Annotated in this window: 15 protein-coding genes; 3 read left to right on the top strand and 12 right to left on the bottom strand. The window is 30.0% G+C overall.

Annotated features, from left to right (window positions below; all coding sequences use genetic code 11):
- Nucleotides 1-208 precede the first annotated feature (208 nt).
- Together DUZ96_RS08615 and DUZ96_RS08610 are read left to right on the top strand one after the other, a co-directional pair.
- On the top strand, nucleotides 209-1,354 hold the full coding sequence (locus DUZ96_RS08615) for a M14 metallopeptidase family protein (RefSeq protein ID WP_114301534.1): 1,146 nt from the start codon (nucleotides 209-211) through the stop codon (nucleotides 1,352-1,354).
- Between the two features lie 74 nt (nucleotides 1,355-1,428).
- The gene (locus DUZ96_RS08610; RefSeq protein WP_114301533.1) at nucleotides 1,429-1,908 is read left to right on the top strand and encodes an Lrp/AsnC family transcriptional regulator; all 480 of its coding nucleotides are present in this window, start codon (nucleotides 1,429-1,431) and stop codon (nucleotides 1,906-1,908) included.
- A 571-nt stretch (nucleotides 1,909-2,479) separates the two neighbouring features.
- On the opposite strand, the gene aroB is transcribed toward DUZ96_RS08610, so the two are convergent.
- The gene (gene aroB, locus DUZ96_RS08605; protein WP_114301532.1) at nucleotides 2,480-3,553 is read right to left on the bottom strand and encodes a 3-dehydroquinate synthase; all 1,074 of its coding nucleotides are present in this window, start codon (nucleotides 3,551-3,553) and stop codon (nucleotides 2,480-2,482) included.
- A gap of 97 nt (nucleotides 3,554-3,650) precedes the next feature.
- Between aroB and DUZ96_RS08600 the strand changes: the two genes are divergently transcribed.
- A complete protein-coding gene (locus DUZ96_RS08600) occupies nucleotides 3,651-4,823 on the top strand; it encodes a proline dehydrogenase family protein (RefSeq protein WP_114301531.1) in 1,173 nt (390 codons plus the stop codon).
- A gap of 25 nt (nucleotides 4,824-4,848) precedes the next feature.
- Here DUZ96_RS08600 and DUZ96_RS08595 read toward each other — a convergent pair whose 3' ends face one another.
- The 11 genes from DUZ96_RS08595 to DUZ96_RS08545 all read right to left on the bottom strand — a co-directional run bounded on the left by DUZ96_RS08595 (nucleotide 4,849) and on the right by DUZ96_RS08545 (nucleotide 19,566).
- On the bottom strand, nucleotides 4,849-7,206 hold the full coding sequence (locus DUZ96_RS08595; RefSeq protein ID WP_114301530.1) for a polysaccharide biosynthesis tyrosine autokinase: 2,358 nt from the start codon (nucleotides 7,204-7,206) through the stop codon (nucleotides 4,849-4,851).
- 68 nt (nucleotides 7,207-7,274) lie between these two features.
- Nucleotides 7,275-8,057 carry a polysaccharide biosynthesis/export family protein gene (locus tag DUZ96_RS08590; RefSeq protein ID WP_114301529.1) on the bottom strand — a complete coding sequence of 261 codons (783 nt, stop codon included), beginning with the start codon at nucleotides 8,055-8,057 and terminating at the stop codon, nucleotides 7,275-7,277.
- 18 nt (nucleotides 8,058-8,075) lie between these two features.
- Nucleotides 8,076-9,980: a nucleoside-diphosphate sugar epimerase/dehydratase gene (locus tag DUZ96_RS08585; RefSeq protein ID WP_114301528.1), complete on the bottom strand. Its 1,905-nt coding sequence runs from the start codon at nucleotides 9,978-9,980 to the stop codon at nucleotides 8,076-8,078.
- Nucleotides 9,974-11,101, bottom strand: a complete 1,128-nt coding sequence (locus DUZ96_RS08580; protein WP_114301527.1) for a DegT/DnrJ/EryC1/StrS aminotransferase family protein — start codon at nucleotides 11,099-11,101, stop codon at nucleotides 9,974-9,976. The genes DUZ96_RS08585 and DUZ96_RS08580 overlap by 7 nt, the downstream gene beginning before the upstream one ends.
- 308 nt (nucleotides 11,102-11,409) lie before the next feature.
- Nucleotides 11,410-12,543: a glycosyltransferase family 4 protein gene (locus DUZ96_RS08575; protein ID WP_114301526.1), complete on the bottom strand. Its 1,134-nt coding sequence runs from the start codon at nucleotides 12,541-12,543 to the stop codon at nucleotides 11,410-11,412.
- 2 nt (nucleotides 12,544-12,545) lie between these two features.
- On the bottom strand, nucleotides 12,546-14,453 hold the full coding sequence (asnB, locus tag DUZ96_RS08570; RefSeq protein ID WP_114301525.1) for an asparagine synthase (glutamine-hydrolyzing): 1,908 nt from the start codon (nucleotides 14,451-14,453) through the stop codon (nucleotides 12,546-12,548).
- A gap of 6 nt (nucleotides 14,454-14,459) precedes the next feature.
- Nucleotides 14,460-15,611, bottom strand: a complete 1,152-nt coding sequence (locus tag DUZ96_RS08565) for a glycosyltransferase (protein WP_114301524.1) — start codon at nucleotides 15,609-15,611, stop codon at nucleotides 14,460-14,462.
- Nucleotides 15,612-15,836: 225 nt separating this feature from the next.
- Complete coding sequence (locus DUZ96_RS08560) at nucleotides 15,837-16,895, bottom strand: sugar-transfer associated ATP-grasp domain-containing protein (protein WP_114301523.1); 1,059 nt, start codon at nucleotides 16,893-16,895, stop codon at nucleotides 15,837-15,839.
- 37 nt (nucleotides 16,896-16,932) lie between these two features.
- Complete coding sequence (locus DUZ96_RS08555; RefSeq protein ID WP_114301522.1) at nucleotides 16,933-18,012, bottom strand: glycosyltransferase; 1,080 nt, start codon at nucleotides 18,010-18,012, stop codon at nucleotides 16,933-16,935.
- A gap of 3 nt (nucleotides 18,013-18,015) precedes the next feature.
- Nucleotides 18,016-18,984: an ATP-grasp fold amidoligase family protein gene (locus tag DUZ96_RS08550; RefSeq protein WP_114301521.1), complete on the bottom strand. Its 969-nt coding sequence runs from the start codon at nucleotides 18,982-18,984 to the stop codon at nucleotides 18,016-18,018.
- Nucleotides 18,985-19,566, bottom strand: a complete 582-nt coding sequence (locus tag DUZ96_RS08545) for a serine O-acetyltransferase (RefSeq protein WP_114301520.1) — start codon at nucleotides 19,564-19,566, stop codon at nucleotides 18,985-18,987.
- Between the last annotated feature and the right edge of the window lie 32 nt (nucleotides 19,567-19,598).

Genomic DNA, 19,598 nt, shown 5'->3' with positions numbered 1-19,598 from the left:
ATAAATACTTCATTTTATAAATATAATATACTGATATATAATATTTTATAATAATAAATATTAACACTTTGAATTATTTTCAATGCATTATAGTCTAAAATTAGAAATGCTCTGGTTTTTTGTATAGAATTGTAAAATGTAGTATAAATATATAGTTTACAAATGTAAAATATTAAAAGATTACATTTGTTATTGCTTAAATAAACAAATGAATATAAAACGAATTTTAAGGGATTATTCTAGTATAAAAGAACCTCTTCTTTTTGGTCGATATATAACTAACAAAGACATTGAAAAGTGTTTTAAAAAATTAAAAAAAATTAAGGTTGAGGTAATTGGTAATTCGGTTGAAAACAGACCAATTTATGGGATGAAAGTTGGTCATGGATCAATCAAGATATTAATGTGGTCTCAAATGCATGGTAATGAATCCACAACCACCAAGGCATTATTTGACTGTTTGAATTTATTTGAGTCTAATAATGAGTTGTCAAAAAACATACTTGATAATTGTACACTATACATTATTCCTATTTTAAACCCAGATGGTTCTCAGTACTATACAAGATTAAATGCAAATAAGGTTGATTTAAATAGAGATGCCCAAGAATTATCTCAACCTGAAAGTAAGGTGTTAAGAAGCGTATTTAATGATTTTAGGCCTGATTATTGTCTTAATTTACATGGGCAACGCACAATTTATGGAGTTGGTGATACAGGCAAATCAGCTTCAATGTCATTTCTTTCCCCATCTCAGGATGAAAAACGTTCAATTACGGTTAATAGAGAAAAGGCGATGTCTATAATTTCTAGCATAAATGAAGCTCTTCAAGATTTAATACCAGAATCTATTGCAAGGTATGATGATAGATTTGATCTTAACTGTGTTGGTGATACGTTTCAAAGTTTAGGGATTCCAACTGTCCTTTACGAAGCTGGACATATAAATAATGATTACAATCGTGAGGAAATTCGTGAATCAGTATTTATTTCTTTATTAACAGGCCTATCTGTTATCGCTAACGGAATCAATATTTTGAACGCTAAAGATTATTTTAAAATTCCAGAAAACACAAAATCATTTTATGATATAATAATTAGAAATGCTAAAATTATTCCTGAAGACGAAATGATAGTTGATATAGCTATTCAATATGAAGAGGTCTTGAATAATGAGAAATTAATATTTAAACCTAAAATTGAAGTCATTTCAAATCTGGATGAATATTTTGGTCATAAGGAATATGATGCCGAAGGGGAAATCATAAAATCTGTTGATAAAATTCCGTTGGAAGTTGCTCGCGAAATCGATTTCGTTCTAATAAAAAATGCTAAAACAGCACTAAAACCTTAAAATAATTCACTTTTAATGGTTATTTGTTAATGAAAATGCTTTATTTTTGCATATAGTTTAAAAAATATATAATTATGGCAAAGTTTAAGTTAGATGAAATAGACCACCAAATCCTCGATATGTTAATTGATAATACTCGTATCCCATTTACGGATATCGCGAAAAAATTATTGATTTCGGCGGGTACTGTTCATGTCAGAGTAAAGAAAATGGAGGAAGCAGGGATTATTAAGGGTTCGTCACTAACTTTAGATTATAAAAAGCTTGGTTACTCTTTTATTGCATATGTAGGTGTATTTTTACAGAATACGTCACAAACAAAATTTGTTTTAGAACGAATAGAGAGTATTCCATATGTTACTGTTGCCCATATAACAACAGGAAAGTTTAATATTTTCTGTAAAATCAGAGCTAAAGATACAATGCATGCAAAAGAAATTATTTTCATGCTAGATGATATTGATGGCGTTTATAGAACAGAAACAATGATCTCATTAGAAGAAAGTATCAATGATAAAAAACGATTGATGCACACAATTTTTAATGAGTTATAATAAATAAGTTGAATCAAAAGAAGCCCTTAGTTACTTTCACTGAGGGTTTTTTTTATTTAAAGCTATGAATGAGAATTTCTTAAATACTTAAGAATATAACCCACATTATAAACAATACAAAGATAAAATATCTGCCTGGGATATTGTTAATGGACAAAAAAACTTAATTTCTTTTGCAGAGTTCTTTGGATCCATTTGGCAAGAGAAGCATTTGTTACATATGTAGAAAATAAGTGGAGTATATTGGATATTTTGCTCCATATCATAGATGTAGAATTAATTTTTAGTTATCGAGCATTAAGAATCTTTAGAAAGGATTAAACTCCAATGGCAGGATTCGATCAAGATGAATTTTTTATTAGTGTTGACACCAATAAAAAATATACGTATAGCTTAATTGATGAATATTAAGACTGTCCGTAATAGTACGATTACACTTTATTCAAATTTAAGGTCTGTATAATTGGAGTTAATAGGTGAGGCTAGCGGTTCAAACATTTCTGCTAGAGCAATTGGTTATATAATTATAGGACATGAAAACCACCATATTTCAATTATTAGAGAGCGATATTTATAGATTGTTATAATAATCGAATGCTTCAAAAATAAGATCATTACTTACCTCGCAATCTATTGTTGGTTTGCCAATGGCATTAAGTAATACAAACTTAACTTTACCATGACTATTCTTTTTGTCATGCTTTAACAACCTAATGATAACTTCCAGATCTTGATGGTTTATTTTAACCTTCTGAAATGATTTTAATATACCTTCAGTTATATTAGCCAGCTCATCTAAAGACATTCCACAAACTATAGTAGATAGGTAAGTTTCTAGTAGCATGCCTATGGCAATTGCCTCGCCATGCAGTAATGGGGTTTTATCAGCATTTTGCAAGAAATAACTTTCTATTGCATGGCCTAAGGTATGTCCAAAATTTAATATTTTTCTCAATCCTTTTTCTGTAGGATCCTCAGAGACTATATTATTCTTAATAACCACTGAATCGTATATGAGCTGATCTAAATCTGATATATCTAATTTTTCAAGTTGGGTCAAAGTATCCCAATAGTTCTTATCTGTGATTAAACCATGTTTAATCATTTCCGCATAACCAGAAATCATATGATTTTGGGGTAGTGTATCTAGGAACGAAGTGTCAATTAATACCATACTTCCTTCACTAATAACACCAATCTGATTTTTAAGAGAACCTAAATCCACACCTGTTTTACCACCAACTGATGCATCAACCATAGCTAATAGGGAAGTAGGCACATTTATATAATCAATGCCTCTCATATAGGTACTCGCAACAAATCCGCCTAAATCAGTAACAACACCACCTCCCAAATTGATCATTAAACTTTTACGGTCAGCATTGTATTCAGAGAGTGCTTCCCACACACCTGTACAAATATCAATTGTTTTATGCTCCTCTCCTTCGGGTATTTCCATAACTTCTACTACAATATTATTTGACTCTAATTTTGATAGAACTTGTGGTAGACAATAGTTGTGAGTATTGGTGTCAACAAGAATAAAAATACTTGACGGATTAGTATTTTTAATGTGCCTATTTAACTCTATATATACATCAGAATTAAAATAAACAACTGCACTTTTAGTCGGGATAGATTTCATTTTGAAAAGTATCAATTTGAGGTTGCGAAAATACTCAGATTTTAGAAAAAATTAATGCTATTATAAATATATTTGTAATAATATACTCTAGAAACAAATGAAAGATCGTACATTATTTGAAAATACAGAAACTGCATTTGTTTTAAAATCAGATTCTGAATTAGAACGTGCCTATTTTTTGTTTAAAATGATTTCTTCACAACCGTTGGTGAAAATAGGTACTGCGGCAACTAATTTTGCGTTAAAAGCAAATTTGCCAGTCGAAGGATTAATAAGATCTACTGTGTTTGATCACTTCTGTGGTGGTGTTAATGAAGAAGATTGTTTGCCTGTTATTGATAATTTGTACGCAAAGGGCGTAAGTTCAGTTTTAGACTATTCGGTTGAAGGAAAAGAAACTGAAGAACAGTTTGATAATGCTGTAAAAAAGATATTAAAAATTGTACAGTTTTGTGATGAACGTGAAGCTATTCCTATAGTTGTATTTAAGCCCACAGGCTTTGGAAGATTTAAGTTATATCAAAAAATAACTGAAGGTAAACAGCTCACTGATACTGAAAAAGAAGAATGGAATAGAATTGTTGAGAGATTCAAAGCAGTTTGTGCATTTGCAAAGGAAAAAGATGTTGAAGTGTTAATTGATGCAGAAGAAAGTTGGATGCAAGACGCAGCAGATGAGCTCGTTGAAGAAATGATGCGTCTATATAACAAGGATAGAGCGATAGTTTATAATACTTTACAATGTTATCGATGGGATAGGCTAGACTATTTAAAATCCTTGCACGAGAGGGCTAAATCAGAAGGCTTTAAAATAGGAATGAAAATTGTCCGTGGTGCATATATGGAAAAGGAAAGGAATAGGGCAGAGGAGTTTGGTTACAAATCACCAATTTGTGAAAATAAGAATGCAACAGATGAAATTTTTGATAATACCTTGACTTATATTTTAAATAATCTTTGGGACATATCAATTTTTATTGGAACGCATAATGAGGAGAGTAGCTATTTGGCTATGGAGTTAATGGAAAACTATAGCATTGATAAAAATGATAACAATGTATGGTTTGGGCAATTATATGGTATGAGTGATCATATAAGTTTTAATCTAGCATCACAAGGTTATAATGTAGCGAAGTATATTCCTTTTGGACCAGTAAAAGACGTAATGCCTTACCTTATCAGAAGGGCTGAGGAAAATACTTCTGTTGCTGGGCAAACCAACAGAGAGTTAGAACTTTTAAAAACGGAGAGGAAAAGAAGGAAAATCTAAATTAATTTTAATAATATTAATTTTTTCAAAAGCGATACCACTTTTTCTTTTTGGTCGGTGAACTTCCGTATCCATAGCCATATCCATATCCGTAACCTTTTTTACCTTTCTTTACTCCATTTAAAAGTAGCACCAAATTTGGCAATCGATTTTTGTCATAAAGAGGTTGCGCAACATTAACAAGCTGTCTTTTATCCACGTTATCAGCACTTACAACATAAATAAACATATCAGCAAATTCTGAAATTAAAAGTGTATCACTTACTAAACCTACAGCAGAGGTATCCACAACGATATAATCGTATTTTTTCTCAGCATAGGCAATGATTTCTGCAACTCTTTTACTCATGAGTAGCTCTGAAGGGTTTGGTGGAATTGTTCCCGATGGTAAAATATCAAAAAAGTGATTTTGTGGGTGATTAATTATTACTTGGCCAGGTGTAAGAGAATTATCAATAATATAATCTGACAATCCTTTTTCATGCTTATCTTTAATTCCTAAATACTTAAGTATTTTAGGCACTCTAATATCCATCTCAATTAATAGAACTTTCTTCTTTGAAAATGAAATGGAACTAGCCAAATTTGTAGTGGTATGTGATTTGCCTTCTTGAGCTTTAGTTGATGTCACGAAAAGTTTCTTGGCTCTATTATCGACAGTTTTTAATAAAAAATCTATATTGGATCGGATTATTCTAAAAGATTCTGCTTTTGATGAATAATCAACCTTTTTTATCAGCTTTACTTTTTTCGAAGTTTTAGGGATATCACCTAAATATGGAATATCGAGAATATTAGTTAAATCATCCTTACTATATATCTTGTTGTCCAGCAAATCGATAATAAATATAATTCCAATAGGAATTATTAAACCAAATATTATAGATGCCAAATAAATAATAACAGCAGTTGGTGAGACTGGTTTAAATGAAGAAAAAGCCTCATCAACAATTTTGGCGTTAGGAGAATACATTCCTAATCGAATTGCTGATTCTTCTCGTTTTTCTAATAGATATAGAAATAACGATTCTTTAATGTCTTTTTGCCTCTGAATTGATCTAAATTTCCTTTCTTTTGTAGGTGCTGAGTATAATTGACCACTAACACGTCTACTTTCATTATTTAAATTTTTAAGTGTAAGTTTAGATGTTTCCTTTATACTCTCTAATGAGTTTTGAAGGTTTGTTTTTAATGTATTTATTTGATTGTTCAATGAGATAACAACCGGATTTTTTTCATCAGCATTTTTTAAAATTCTATCTCGCTGGGCAACAAGCTCATTATGGCTTTTTATAATCTGAGCCGTACTAGCATCACCAATACCAATATTGGCTGGCAATAAATCGCTTATTTTATTTTCGTCAACGATTTCATCTTGTAAATAAGAAATCATTTGAATATTTGTAGATGTCGTAGCAATCTGGTTATCAAGTTGTTTTCTAGTTTGTAAATTCAAATCTGTTTGTGCTCCTAACGCAGTAAGATTGTTTTGTTGTTGTATAAGTTCGGCATTTGATTCAACTTCACCCAATTCCTCAGATACTTGTTCGAGCCGTTTATTTATAAAATCAGAGGTAACTTTGACGATTTCTTCTTTGTCAAGTAGCACATCTTTATTGTATTCTTTAATAAGTTGATTTAAATAGTCTACCGCCTTCTGAGCAACTGTTTGTTTTACATCTAATTTGATCACACTTGATCCTTTTTCAACTGCGATAGTGACCGATTTATTGTATACAGGTACTAATTTATTTAAAGGACGAATTGTTATCTTAAGATCCATTTTTTTCGCCTTACCAGTTTCAAAATTTGGAAGTAAGACATAACCTCCAAAATCTGAATCAATTTTATCACCAAAAGTATGGAGTTTGCCTTCAGAATCATCTTTATCATAAAGAGATTTTCCGTCATCTTTAAACAATAAAAATTCTGAATCTGATATTATTCTAATATAGATTGCTTTATTGACAGTATAAATTAATGAATCACTTTCAAAAAAATTAATTTTTACTGGTGGATATTTATAAATTTCGTTTGTTTTTATTTTACCTGCTGTAAAATAACTAATATTTAAGTTTAAAGCTTTGATAACGTTTTCTGCTAACGTTCTAGACTGAATTATTTTTATTTCATCCTTTATTTTGTCTGAACCTTGGGAGAAAAAACCTGATTTGGTAACATCTTCTAAACTTGGTAATTTTGCAGCCTGATCTTCTTCCTGTAATTTTATAGTTGCTGTTGCACTATACTCATAGGTTGCATATCTTAAATAAGTAAAACCCAATAAAATTGCAATTATTACACAAAATAATATCCATTTCCAGTATGATATATATAGTTGTAATATCTCAGAAATTTCTTTTCTTACTGATTTAGATTTCATAAAGTTTTAAATTATATTCCTTTTATTATTATACTATATTAAGGAGATCTTATCTATCAGTTTAAATACTAGTTCGAATTTGCTAAATAAATAGCAACAATTGTAGTTAACGTTCCGATTGCTGCAATCAAAACATTATTGTTTTGATTATAGTTAGAAGATCTTATTCGGGCTCGATTTGGTTCAACATAAATTACATCATTTTGTTGTAAATAATAAACAGGAGAGTTCACCGTATTTATTGACGTTAGATCAATTGTAGCGAATTTCTTTTTTCCTTCAACTTCTCTAATAATTAGAACATTTTTTCTTGCCCCGTAGATTGTCAAATCATTTGCCATACCTAATGCTTCTAATAAGGTAATTCTTTCATCCTGAATTGTAAATGTACCTGGTCTAGAAACTTCACCTATAATTGTAATTGTAAAGTTTGCAAGTCTAACATTAACAATAGGATCATTAGCATAAGCACTAATTTTTTCGGTTAATAGTGAAGTTAGCTCAGTTCTAGTTAAACCTTCAACCTTTAAAGCACCCAAAACCGGAAATTGAATATTACCGTCGTAATCAACTAAATAAGATTGAACTTGTAGTTGTGCCTGTGCATTAAGTCCAACATTGGTGTTGTTAGCAACTACAGGTAAGTTAAAGGGTCTTACTGTATCAGGATCGAGTGCTGACACATTAATAGTTAAAATATCATCTGGTTTATAAACCAGTTGTTCAGGTTCAGAGACGAGTAAACCAGCTTCTAATGGTTCGTCTTGAAAGTAGACAAGGTTCTTTCTTGATGCACAAGAAGTAATAAAAATAATTGATATGATTGAAATTACTAAATAATGATTTTTCATTTTTATTATTCTAATTGGTTAATTGATAGCATTTTTATCATCTAACACTTCAAATGTTGAATTGTTAGAAATATACTCAGGTATTAGTGATTTTATAGCTGAAACGATTTCCAGAGGTTGCGCTAAGGTATTGATATTGGATAACTTATTAATATTTCTTTCAACTGATTCAATATCAACTCTTCTAGACTTCGCAATCATAATTTTTTCATGATATGTTTTTTTAGTGTTTTCTCCATCAGCCAATAATTCTTCATATATCTTTTCGCCTGGTCTCAAGCCTGTAATTTTTATATCAATATCTTCTGGGTATCTAAGACCAGACAATACAATCATATTAGTAGCTAAATTAAATATTTTGATAGGCTCTCCCATATCAAAAACATATATTTCACCACCATTCCCCATTGCAGCTGCCTCTAATACTAATTGACAAGCCTCTGGAATAGTCATAAAATAGCGTGTTATTTCTTTATGTGTTACGGTTAATGGGCCACCTTTTTCAATTTGTTTTTTGAATAAAGGAATCACTGAACCATTAGAGCCTAGAACATTACCAAACCTAGTTGTTATAAACTTAGTATGACCTTTACCCTTTAAACATGTAATATACAATTCAGCAATTCTTTTAGTAGCCCCCATTACATTAGTAGGATTCACAGCTTTGTCGGTTGAAATAAGAACAAACTTATCAACGCTATGTTTTACAGAAATATCAGCAACGTTTTTTGTACCCGCAATATTTACATTTACAGCTTCAAATGGGTTGTTTTCCATCAGTGGTACATGCTTGTAGGCTGCAGCATGAAAAACAATTTTTGGTTTATATTGGTTAAATATTTGATCTATTCGCGCTCTGTTTCTTACATCTGCAACAACAGTCTCTATATTTTGAAGGCCTACTTGTCTAAATTCTTGTTGAATGTCATATAGTGCTGATTCAGCATTATCAACAAGTATTAATTTTTTGTAGTTATATAAACTTACTTTTCGACATATTTCACTACCTATTGATCCAGCAGCTCCTGTAATAAGTACAACTTTATTGTCATATTGCTCTTCTAAATCAGGATTCTTAATATTTATAGGCTCTCGTCCCAAAAGGTCTTCAATTTTAACCTCTTTAATTTGGCCAACACTGAGATCTCCATCAATCCAATTTTGTACTGGAGGTACAATTTTTACTTTTAACCCTAAACCAAAAAGATTACCGGTAATCTGAAGTAACCTTGTAGGCTCTATATTTTGAATGGATATTATTACATCCTCGACATTATTTTTTTCAATAAAAGTTTCATCTATTGATAATAAATTATAAACCTTGACGAGATCGATTTTCTTCCCAATTTTTCTTTCGTCATCATCAATAAATCCAACGACCTGAAGTGTGTTTTTAGTATCATTAATAATAGCATCATATGTGAGCATTCCAGAACTGCCAGCTCCAAATATTAATACATTAGAAATTGAATTTAAATCTTGTTTAATATAGTTATATACTGATTTAATAAAAAGTTTAGAACCTATTAAAAATAAAATATTCAATAATAAATGAATGTAAACAATAGAACCTGATATATTGAATAAACTATCAACAACACTTATTTTTCTACTCAAAAAGGTAAGACCAATTAGAATTGTTGCGAGAATATTAGCGCCAATTACAATATTGACAATATCCTTGAATCCTGTGAATCTAACAACTCCCTCGTGGGACCCAACGGAAATAAAACTGATTGCAGCTGCGATGGCCACATACGGAATTTGTTCAAGAAGTGTTGTTAAACTAAAGTCAAGTTTAAAATTAAACCTAATAAAATATGCAATAAAAAATGCGCTAATTACTATACAAATATCAAATAGCAAAACAAGCCATTTAGAAGCATATTTTTGGGATATTTTATTTAAAAAATTATTTAGCATTTTGTAAAATACGTTTTTATTCCTAAAATTACCCTGTTTAAATCATCTTCGGTTAAATTGGAACCACTAGGTAAACATAGACCTTTTTTAAATAAGTCTTCTGATATTCCATTTATAAATGCAGGAGAATCCTTAAAAATAGGTTGTAAGTGCATTGGTTTCCAAAGAGGTCTTGACTCAATATTATCTTTAAGTAAAAATTCTCTAAGTCCTTCGCGTATTGAATATGAAGGTAATTGAATAGTTGTTAACCAACGATTAGAATACATCTGAGATGGTTCTTCCAAAAACCTAATTTCCTCAATTCCATCAAAAGCATTCATATAAAACATATGATTTAAACGTCTTTGTTTTACATGGTTATCTAATATGGTCATTTGACCTCTCCCAATACCAGCAACAATATTTGACATCCTATAATTATAACCTATCTCAGAATGTTGGTAATGTGGAGCGTTATCTCTAGCTTGCGTTGAGAGAAAAACGGCTTTATCTTTCACGGCCTTAGAGTTTGTAACTAATGCACCTCCTCCTGAAGTGGTAATAATTTTATTGCCGTTGAAAGACAAAATAGCGATATCGCCAAAAGTACCACATTTAACACCCTTGTATGTACTTCCTAAAGATTCAGCACTATCTTCTAAAATTGGTATTTCATATTTGTCAGCAACTTCCCTTATTTCATCAACTTTATATGGCATTCCATATAGGTGAACTGCAATAATTGCTTTAGGTTTTTTACCTTTTGAAATTCTATCTTTAACTGCTAATTCTAATTGTTCGGGACATAAATTCCAAGTGTCTTTTTCACTATCAACAAAAATTGGAATAGCACCTAAATAGGTAATTGGATTTGCAGAGGCAGAAAAAGTTTTACTTTGACAAATAACTTCGTCTCCATTTTTAACTCCTAATAATATTAAACCTAAGTGTAAAGCAGACGTTCCAGAAGCGAGCGCAGCTACATTCATATCTCGTCCTAAATAGGCTTCAAGTTCGTTTTCAAAACCATTCACGTTTGGTCCGAGAGGCGCTACCCAGTTTGCTTCGAATGCTTCTTTAATGTAGAATTGTTCTTTACCACTCATATGTGGTGAAGACAACCATATTTTTTTATTCATAGGTTATTTATTAAGCTATAAACTTGATAAAGTTTAAATTATAGGTGTTTGGGACCTAATTAATTATTAATATAATAAGGCGAATATAGTTTCTATTGATATAAAGTTTAAATCTAAAGTAATTAATACGATAAAATGTTCGTTTTAAACGTTATATATATATTTAGAACTGTATTTATAGATTAAAATCAAATTATTATAATAGGTTGATTAGGACTTTTGTGTTTGTGGTTCTTATGAATTTTCAGAATAAAATAAACCTAATATTTCTTTACCAAAAATAAGACGTTTGCACAAACTGTTGATAATTAAATTTCTTTTGAAATAAGTTCAATAATATCGCTGTTAACAATATTTACATCAAAGCGTTCTTCAGCATAATTTCTGCTGTTTATACCCATTTCTTCAATCTTATCGCTATTAATTAGAAAGTACTCCATTGCATTGATTAAAGCGTCTATATTTTGAGGCTTAATTAAAATACCGTTGTAATCTTTTTTTACTGTTTCTTTACATCCTGGAGTATAAGTTGTAATAATTGGTAATCCAACTGAAAGCGCTTCTAATATGGATCTGGGTACACCTTCCCGATAATAAGTGGGTAATACAAATACATCACGATTGTACAAGTGTTCGGGTATGTTGTTTTGTTTACCATAATACACTATTATACCTTGTTCATGTAAATTTTTTAATTCTTCCTCCTTAATAGAAGATGGAGATTTATCGGTGGCACCAATTACATGATATTCAGATTCAGGATATTTTTCTTTTAGAACTTTTGCAGCATTCAAAAATAGAGCAATTCCCTTTTCTTTAATCAATCTCGAAACTAGTAAAAAACTAATTTTGTTAGAATCAATTTTATTTTTTCTGAACTTAAATTGATTTAGGTTTACACCAGAACCGCTAACAAATGCAACTTTGTTATTTTTCTTAAGAATCTTTCTATCCAAAAATAATTGATAATCATCACGATTCTGAAATACTACAATTTTATTCTTTCTTATAGATAACTTGTATAAGGTTTCATTAAGTTGTTGCAATACTCTTGCTTTTCTCGTCAAACCTGTAAAAGCAAATCCCAAACCTGTTATTAAAGAGATAACAGGTATGCCCAATTGATTTGCTGCTATTGAACTGTAAATTACTGGTTTTACGGTGTAAGGAAATACTAAATCAATTTTATTATCCTTCATAATTGATTTCAATTCTCTAATGGTTTGTATATCCTTAATTGGATTTAAACCGGTTCTATTTAAATTAAAATCAAGAGGTTTTGCGCCAAATTCAATTAATTTATCCTTAACTTTATCAAGATGCCTAGGTGCTAAGGCATAAACGTCATAACCAGAATGTATTAGACTTTTGATAAAATCCCCTCTAAAATTAATAAGTGATTGAGATAAAGAAGCAACTATTAATATTCTTTTCTTTTTCATTTTTATGCTTCACCATTTAAATAATTGAACTTATACCACTTTTGAAAACAATAGTAGGACCAAACTCTAAATGTACTATCCTTCTTACTATTCAGATGATCAGTTACTATTTTTGTTATTTCATCTCTGTTAAAGATACCTTGTTCCCTTAACATGTTAGGATCGATATACCCCTCTAGCTCTTTTCTTAAACTTTGTCTTAACCAATCTCCAGTTGGTGAACCAAATCCACTTTTACTTTTTTCAAGAAAATTTTCTGGAAAATCGTCACGAAAAGCTTCTTTTAGAATATACTTTTTATTCCATCCATCCATTAAGTATTTTTCTGGTAGTGTATTGGTAAACTCCCAGATTTCTCTATTAAGGAAAGGTGCTCTACATTCTAAACTCGTTAACATGCTTGTGCGGTCTACCTTAGCTAGCATACCTCCTTCAAGGCTTAAAATCTTATCTACCAGCCTGAAGTCTGTAAGTGTTTTAATATTTTTATTACCTAATACATTCTTATATTCCTTAAATATATTTTTGTCAAAATATTCTGGAAGCATTATTTCTGATAATTGACGGCTTGTATTGGCTAAAGATATAATGTCCCAATAAAACTCACCTTCATAGTTAATTGCATTGAGTAGCTTATTTATTTGAAACTTTTTACCACGTTTATCGTCTTTGTCTACTAATAGTTTCTTACTCAGATTTAAAATAAAATTATGTAATGCTTTTGGAACAACTTTAGTGTACTTCCTATTCATTTTTCCCACATAATATTTATTATATCCTCCAAAAACTTCGTCGCCACCATCACCTGTTAATGCAACTGTGACATGTTCTCTTGTTTTTTCAGAAAGTAGGTGAGTGGGAAGTGCCGCAGAATCAGAAAATGGTTCGTCAAAATTTACCAAAATCTCATGAATGTTATTTTTTAAATCATCCTCATCAATAATAAATTCATGATGATTACTATCTAGCATTTTGGCAACTACTCTTGACTTATCCGTTTCATCGTATGAGGCTTTTTTAAAACCTATGGAAAATGTGTCAATCTTTCTTTCTGTTGCTCTTGAAAGACATAACGAAATAATTGAAGAATCTACACCGCCAGATAAGAATGTGCCCAGACCAACATCTGCAATTGATCTACTATCAACACTGTTATAAACCAATTCCTTTGTTTTCTTCCTAGCATCATCAAAGGAGATATCAGATTCTTTAGGTTCTGGTTCGCTATTGATCTTTTCAATCTTATAATCTTGTTTTTCTAAATCGTATGTTATAAAATGATTGGCTTCTAATTTAAAAATACCTTCATAAATTGTATGAGGTGCTGGTACGTATGTTAATCTAAAAAAAAGATTCAATCCTTTTTTTGAAATCGCTGGTTTGGATTTACAGGTCTTGATAATAGATTTTAATTCAGATGCCCAAATAAATTTATTATCTATCATTGCATAATACAAGGGCTTTTCACCAAAAAAGTCTCTAGCAATGAAAATTTTATTTATTCTTTTATCATATATACTAAAACCATACATTCCATCAAGCCATTTAAACGATTCTATGCCATGTTTTTCATAAGCTTTAAGTATGACTTCTGTATCACTTGATGTATTAAACTTAACACCCTCTGCCTCAAGTTTAGATTTTAGAATTTTGTAGTTATATATTTCTCCATTGAACACAATAACTATCTTTTCATCATCTGAATAAATGGGCTGTTGTCCAGATGATAAATCTATTATTGAAAGCCTTCTCATACCCATACCAACTGAGCATGAATCTGAATATTCTGCGAAAATCCCATTCTCATCTGGACCACGATGAAATATCAACTGATTCATATTGTTTAAAAAAGAAACTACCTTATCCTTTTTAGAAGAATTAAAATCTATAAATCCATTAATTCCGCACATACACTTTTAACATTTAATAAATTGTTTAAATTGATTGTAGATTGTTTTAAGCTCATAAGCTTTCGCCCTTTTCATACCTAGGCTACTAAAGCGTTCTCGTTCTGATGGGTTATTATGATAGAAATCTAGAGCTTTGCTCAAGCCGATATGATCATCATTGTTAACGAGTAGGCCATATTTTCCAATATAGAAATCACCATCATTTATTTGTATTGGATCGTTTTCATTTAAAAGTTCCAATGGACCTGATAAGCAATTTGTAGATACACAAGGTAAACCAATGGCCATAGCTTCTATTAATGCATTTGGGAATCCTTCTGTAAATGAAGACAATACAAAACACTGATTATTTAATAAAAATTCATTTACATTTTTTACTTTGCCTTTTAAAGCTATTTGGTCATTTAATTTTCTTTGGATAATTGCTTGTTTTAAATATTCTTTCAAATCTCCATCACCCATAATTGAAAAATTATATTCTAAATTAGATTCAGATATAGCCCTAATAATCATTATTTGGTTCTTTCTTTTGTTTATTGTACCTGCTGTAATAAGTTTAAGTTTTTTTGTTTCAATATTTAACTGTTCAGGTTTAATAGTTTTAATGGGCAATTCAATCGGATTATAAATAACTTCCATAGGAATTTTAACACCAAAGTTATCTTTTAAATCATTATTTATATAAACTGAATTTGAAAATAATTTGTCACATTTATTGTAAAAAATGGGATAGAAGAGTTTAGAAATATAAAAAGACAACCTACTAGTCACATTATCTGACGGAAACCCTCTTTCGCTAATGATTGTTTTTACATTTTTATTGAAAGTTGCAACAATACCATTGATTAAATTCGGAAATGCTAAAAAGGAGATAGATATTTCTACATTATTTTTTTTGACAAACCGATAATACTTGATAATAAATAGGATGGAGTCAAAAATCTTTTTGTAAAATGGTCTATTGGGTAAATTCTCGCTCATGGCGAAAATTTCAATACCTTCTGGAACTGAGAAATGGAAAACTTTATGAAATAAAACTAGAGTAACATTATAATCGTGTCTTAACTCTTTTAAAAGTAAGCTAATTACTTTTTCTGCACCACCACTAGCCAGAGAAATACTGAGAATTGAAATATTTTTTTTGGTCTTTGGGGCCATTTCTATTTTATTAAACACTAGAAATAAAAAGGAATAACTTTAGTGTAATAATATTAATTAATTTTAACAACTTATAAACCTTAATGATTAGTAGGTAGATTATTGAGTTTAAATTCAACTAATTTTTCTTTCTGAGCCAAATATAATAGTTAACAGCATTTAATGTTTATTTCTTCGACTTTATGAACGGTTTTTGTGTTTAATAGCTTAATTTGATTTTGTTTTTTAAGTATTTCTTAATTTTTCCCAACCTAAATCTTTAAAGCATGGCCCTTGTACCATTTCATTAAAGGTAATACCATTATGTCCTCCATTTAATTCTATAACCCTCATATTATTATTTTCATCTACGATTATATCCCAACCAATACATCTTATATAAGGGATAAGAGCATGTAATCTCTTAATTTCCGATATACAATGATAAAAAGAAGGTAATTTCATTCCAGGATAATCAATATCATTATCAGGCAATTTTTTAGTAAACTCGCTTTTTGGATAAAAGGCTAGGTGAGTGTCCCACAAACAACCATTTTTAATGTCTATCGGTATTCGCATTTGACTGGATGAAATTACATGAGAATCTCCATCCCGTCCAAACCTAAAATAGCCTGCTCTAACTTCAACGCTTCCGTCATCTTTAAGTACAGAGGTTAATCTAATCGTTGCTAGTGCGGATTTATTAAACTGATTAAAAAATGAATGCTGAATTATAAATTTCTGAAATACACCATTACCAAGTTTTTTAATTTTTTCTATATTAAATGAGTTTTGATCATAAAAAAAGACGCCTTTACCTTGTAAAGAGTTTTCTATTTTAAAAACAATTCGATCCTCACTTTCAAAAAGAATCTTCTTAAAATTTTTAGCATCTATTACTTCTTTTTTATGACTGAATAATAAACCGTTTATAAAATACCCAAGGTCTGAAGAATACTTATCTTTTAAAAGTTCGTTAATCGTTATTGCTCGGTCACATATTTTACCATAATCACCTTTATATAATGGCACAACATATTGACCATAATAATTGTCTGGAATCCAACCTTCTTTAAACTCATTTGAATATGAGCAATAAGACATTAACCACGGTGCATATTTTTTGTGTCCAAATACGTCTAAAGCGTACTCTTTACACATTACCCTGTTTTTTTTAGAGAGCTTGCCTTTATAACTCTCGGTAAGTTTCATCATTCGCCATGCCTCTGTATTTTGCTCTCTGTGATATAAATAATCTTGACCTTTTTGGAGCATGATTTTGGCAGTTTGTTTTATTGTTTTCATTTTTAAGTTGTACAAAGGTTAATGATGCTAATTTGAATTATTCTAGAATTTCAAAAAACAAGTTTTCATAATCCTTAATAATTTTATCTAAATTAAATTTTTTGTAAACAGATTCTCTTACCTTTTCTGGGTACCATTTTTGCTTATGATTAAGTTTTTCAATGAATTCTTTTTCATTTTCTACTAAGAAGCCGTTAACACTCTCTTCGATGATTTCATTTAAACCGCCTGGTGCATTAAATGCTATTACTGGTGTCCCAACCGCACAGCTTTCTATAAGACAATTTGGAAACCCTTCTGCATAAGAGCCTTGTAAGTAAAAGCTACACTGCGAAAGATATTTTGATACTTCAGCTGTGTAAGGAACATGAATTATTTTTTCTTGTATTCCTAATTCATTTACAATACTAAAAATTTTTTCTTTTTCTTTTCCATCACCTACTATATAATAGATGTATGGGTAACTTAAAGTTGATATTGCTCTTAATATTCTTTCGTGTCCTTTCATTGGTACTAAACGCGCTACAGTTATAAATTTCACTACTTTTTCATCGTTAGAACGTTCAGGTTTTAATTCAAAATCACTTCTCATAGGATTATTAATTACTCTAAGTTTATATTTAGATACTTTATAGTTATTAATTTGCATATCGTTATACATATCTATTGATTGGCATAAAACAATATCTAATAAGTTTGTACTTATTCTAAAGATTTTTTGAGTAATTTTTTTTGAAAAGCTTTCATTCTTATCCTTTAAGGCTATTTCATTTTGGCTTACTATAGTATATCTACCTATAAATTTAGTTTTTGGAAAAAGTAAAGAGATTAGACCCATTACCACATTAAGATGTGACAATGTGCTTAAAACAATTTTTGGCTTTTCTTTTGAGAAAATTTGAACTAATTGTAAAATAGAATTTAGTACTCTCTTTTTATTTAAAAACCTTACAGGAATCCCAGAAACTGAATAGGTACTGTCTTTCTCAAATCCTATTACAATTAATTCTACATCAAATTTATATTTATCAATAAATTGCGGTATATATGAAATAACTCTTTCTGCTCCACCACCATATAACGTTGGGACAACAAAAAAAACTTTAATTTTTTCCATGATTTAGGTGAGTTTTATTTTTTTAAGAGATGATATGTCTAACATATCTCCAAACTTTTGGTCACATTCTTTTTTATAAAAAGCTTGTAAACCTGATGCATGATAAAACGTAAGTTCACCAAAATAGATTTGAGATTTAATCAAATATAGATCAACTCTAAGGTAAACAAAATCACTAGCCAGTTTTTCAGCAACAGCTATCATTTCATCAAGGTTTGAAGGCTTGTTCATTTTTCTTCCATATGGCCTTCCCCAATTGCATTCTATTAAATTCCAATCTGGATCATAGAGATTTCGTGTTCTTAATTTACCAAACCTATCAAAGTCAATCATTATAAAAGCGACCTTACCATTAAAACAATGTAATTTAATATCTTCAGGAATACTGCCATCGTCATGGGTTAACAATTGCTCAGCAATAATTTGAGGTTCTATGTTCTTGTAATGCCATTCTACAGTGCTGTAATAATGGTTTTCATTTAGTAAACGCTTAAATCTTTTTTGAGCTTTTTTCCAGTTTACTTCGGACTTGTCTCTGACAATTAGACCACCAGAACTATTATGGTTTGTTTTAATAATAAAATTTGACTCAGGAAAATTTTCAGAAACCAAATCTTTAGCATTTGTTGTATTAAACAAAAGCGGAATTAGATATTTATCGCCTACTTTGTTTTTTACGTATTCTCTAACTTTAAATTTATCTGCTAAAACAGATTGAATATCATTTCTATTATAGAGTTTAAGCCAGTTTATTTTTTCATTTAAAGTTTTTGGATTATCTAGGTCTAGAAGATAACCCATATGTTTTTTAAAACTTCTTTTTATTAATATTTCATCTGGAATAAGTCTTAGTCCAAATTCATAGATTTTATAAAAAGGTCTCAAAATTGAGTAGCTAAAATTAGAGTTTCTAAAAATATTTGAAATTAATCGCCTTAATTTAAAACTTATTTTATCTTGGTTTTGATACATCTATAAATGTTTTATGATTTGGCTAATATCTACATCTCCAATAACTTTTGCTGGTATTCCTGCTATTACTGTGTTTTCTTTTTCAAAAGATTTATTTACAACGGCATTTGCGCCAATTGCGGTATTACTTGCAATAGTAATATCCCCATAGATTTTAGCACCTGGCGCTATATAAATATTGTCACCTAACTGTGGTGCCTCAGGTTTACCACCAGAAGCCCCAATATTTACGGAAGCATGGATTCTGCAATTAGCGCCAATATTGGTGTTTCTATTAATGACTATAGTACCATAATGTACAATTGATAATCCAGGACCAAAAACATTAATAGGTATTGAAAAACCAAGCTTTATCGATATTTTTTTGAACTTATATTTAAGATATGCTGTATATAGCTTATTTAAACCTTTATTCTTACAATTGGAATAATATTCTAACTTTCGCATACTTTTTTGAAAAGTATAAATAGGATTTGGTGAAATTACACCAATTACTTTATCCTCTAGATTTTTTGGTTTAGCGTTTAGGGCAATTCTATCTCTTTCTAAATAATATTTATAATCGACTTTAGACTTAATCATTTAGCTGGTATGGTAAGTATTATAAATTTTGA

It is taken from the genome of Winogradskyella sp. KYW1333 (assembly GCF_003335675.1).
GTDB lineage: Bacteria > Bacteroidota > Bacteroidia > Flavobacteriales > Flavobacteriaceae > Winogradskyella.
The sequence above is the reverse complement of the archived record's forward strand: the minus strand, read 5'-3'. Positions and strand labels throughout refer to the sequence as shown.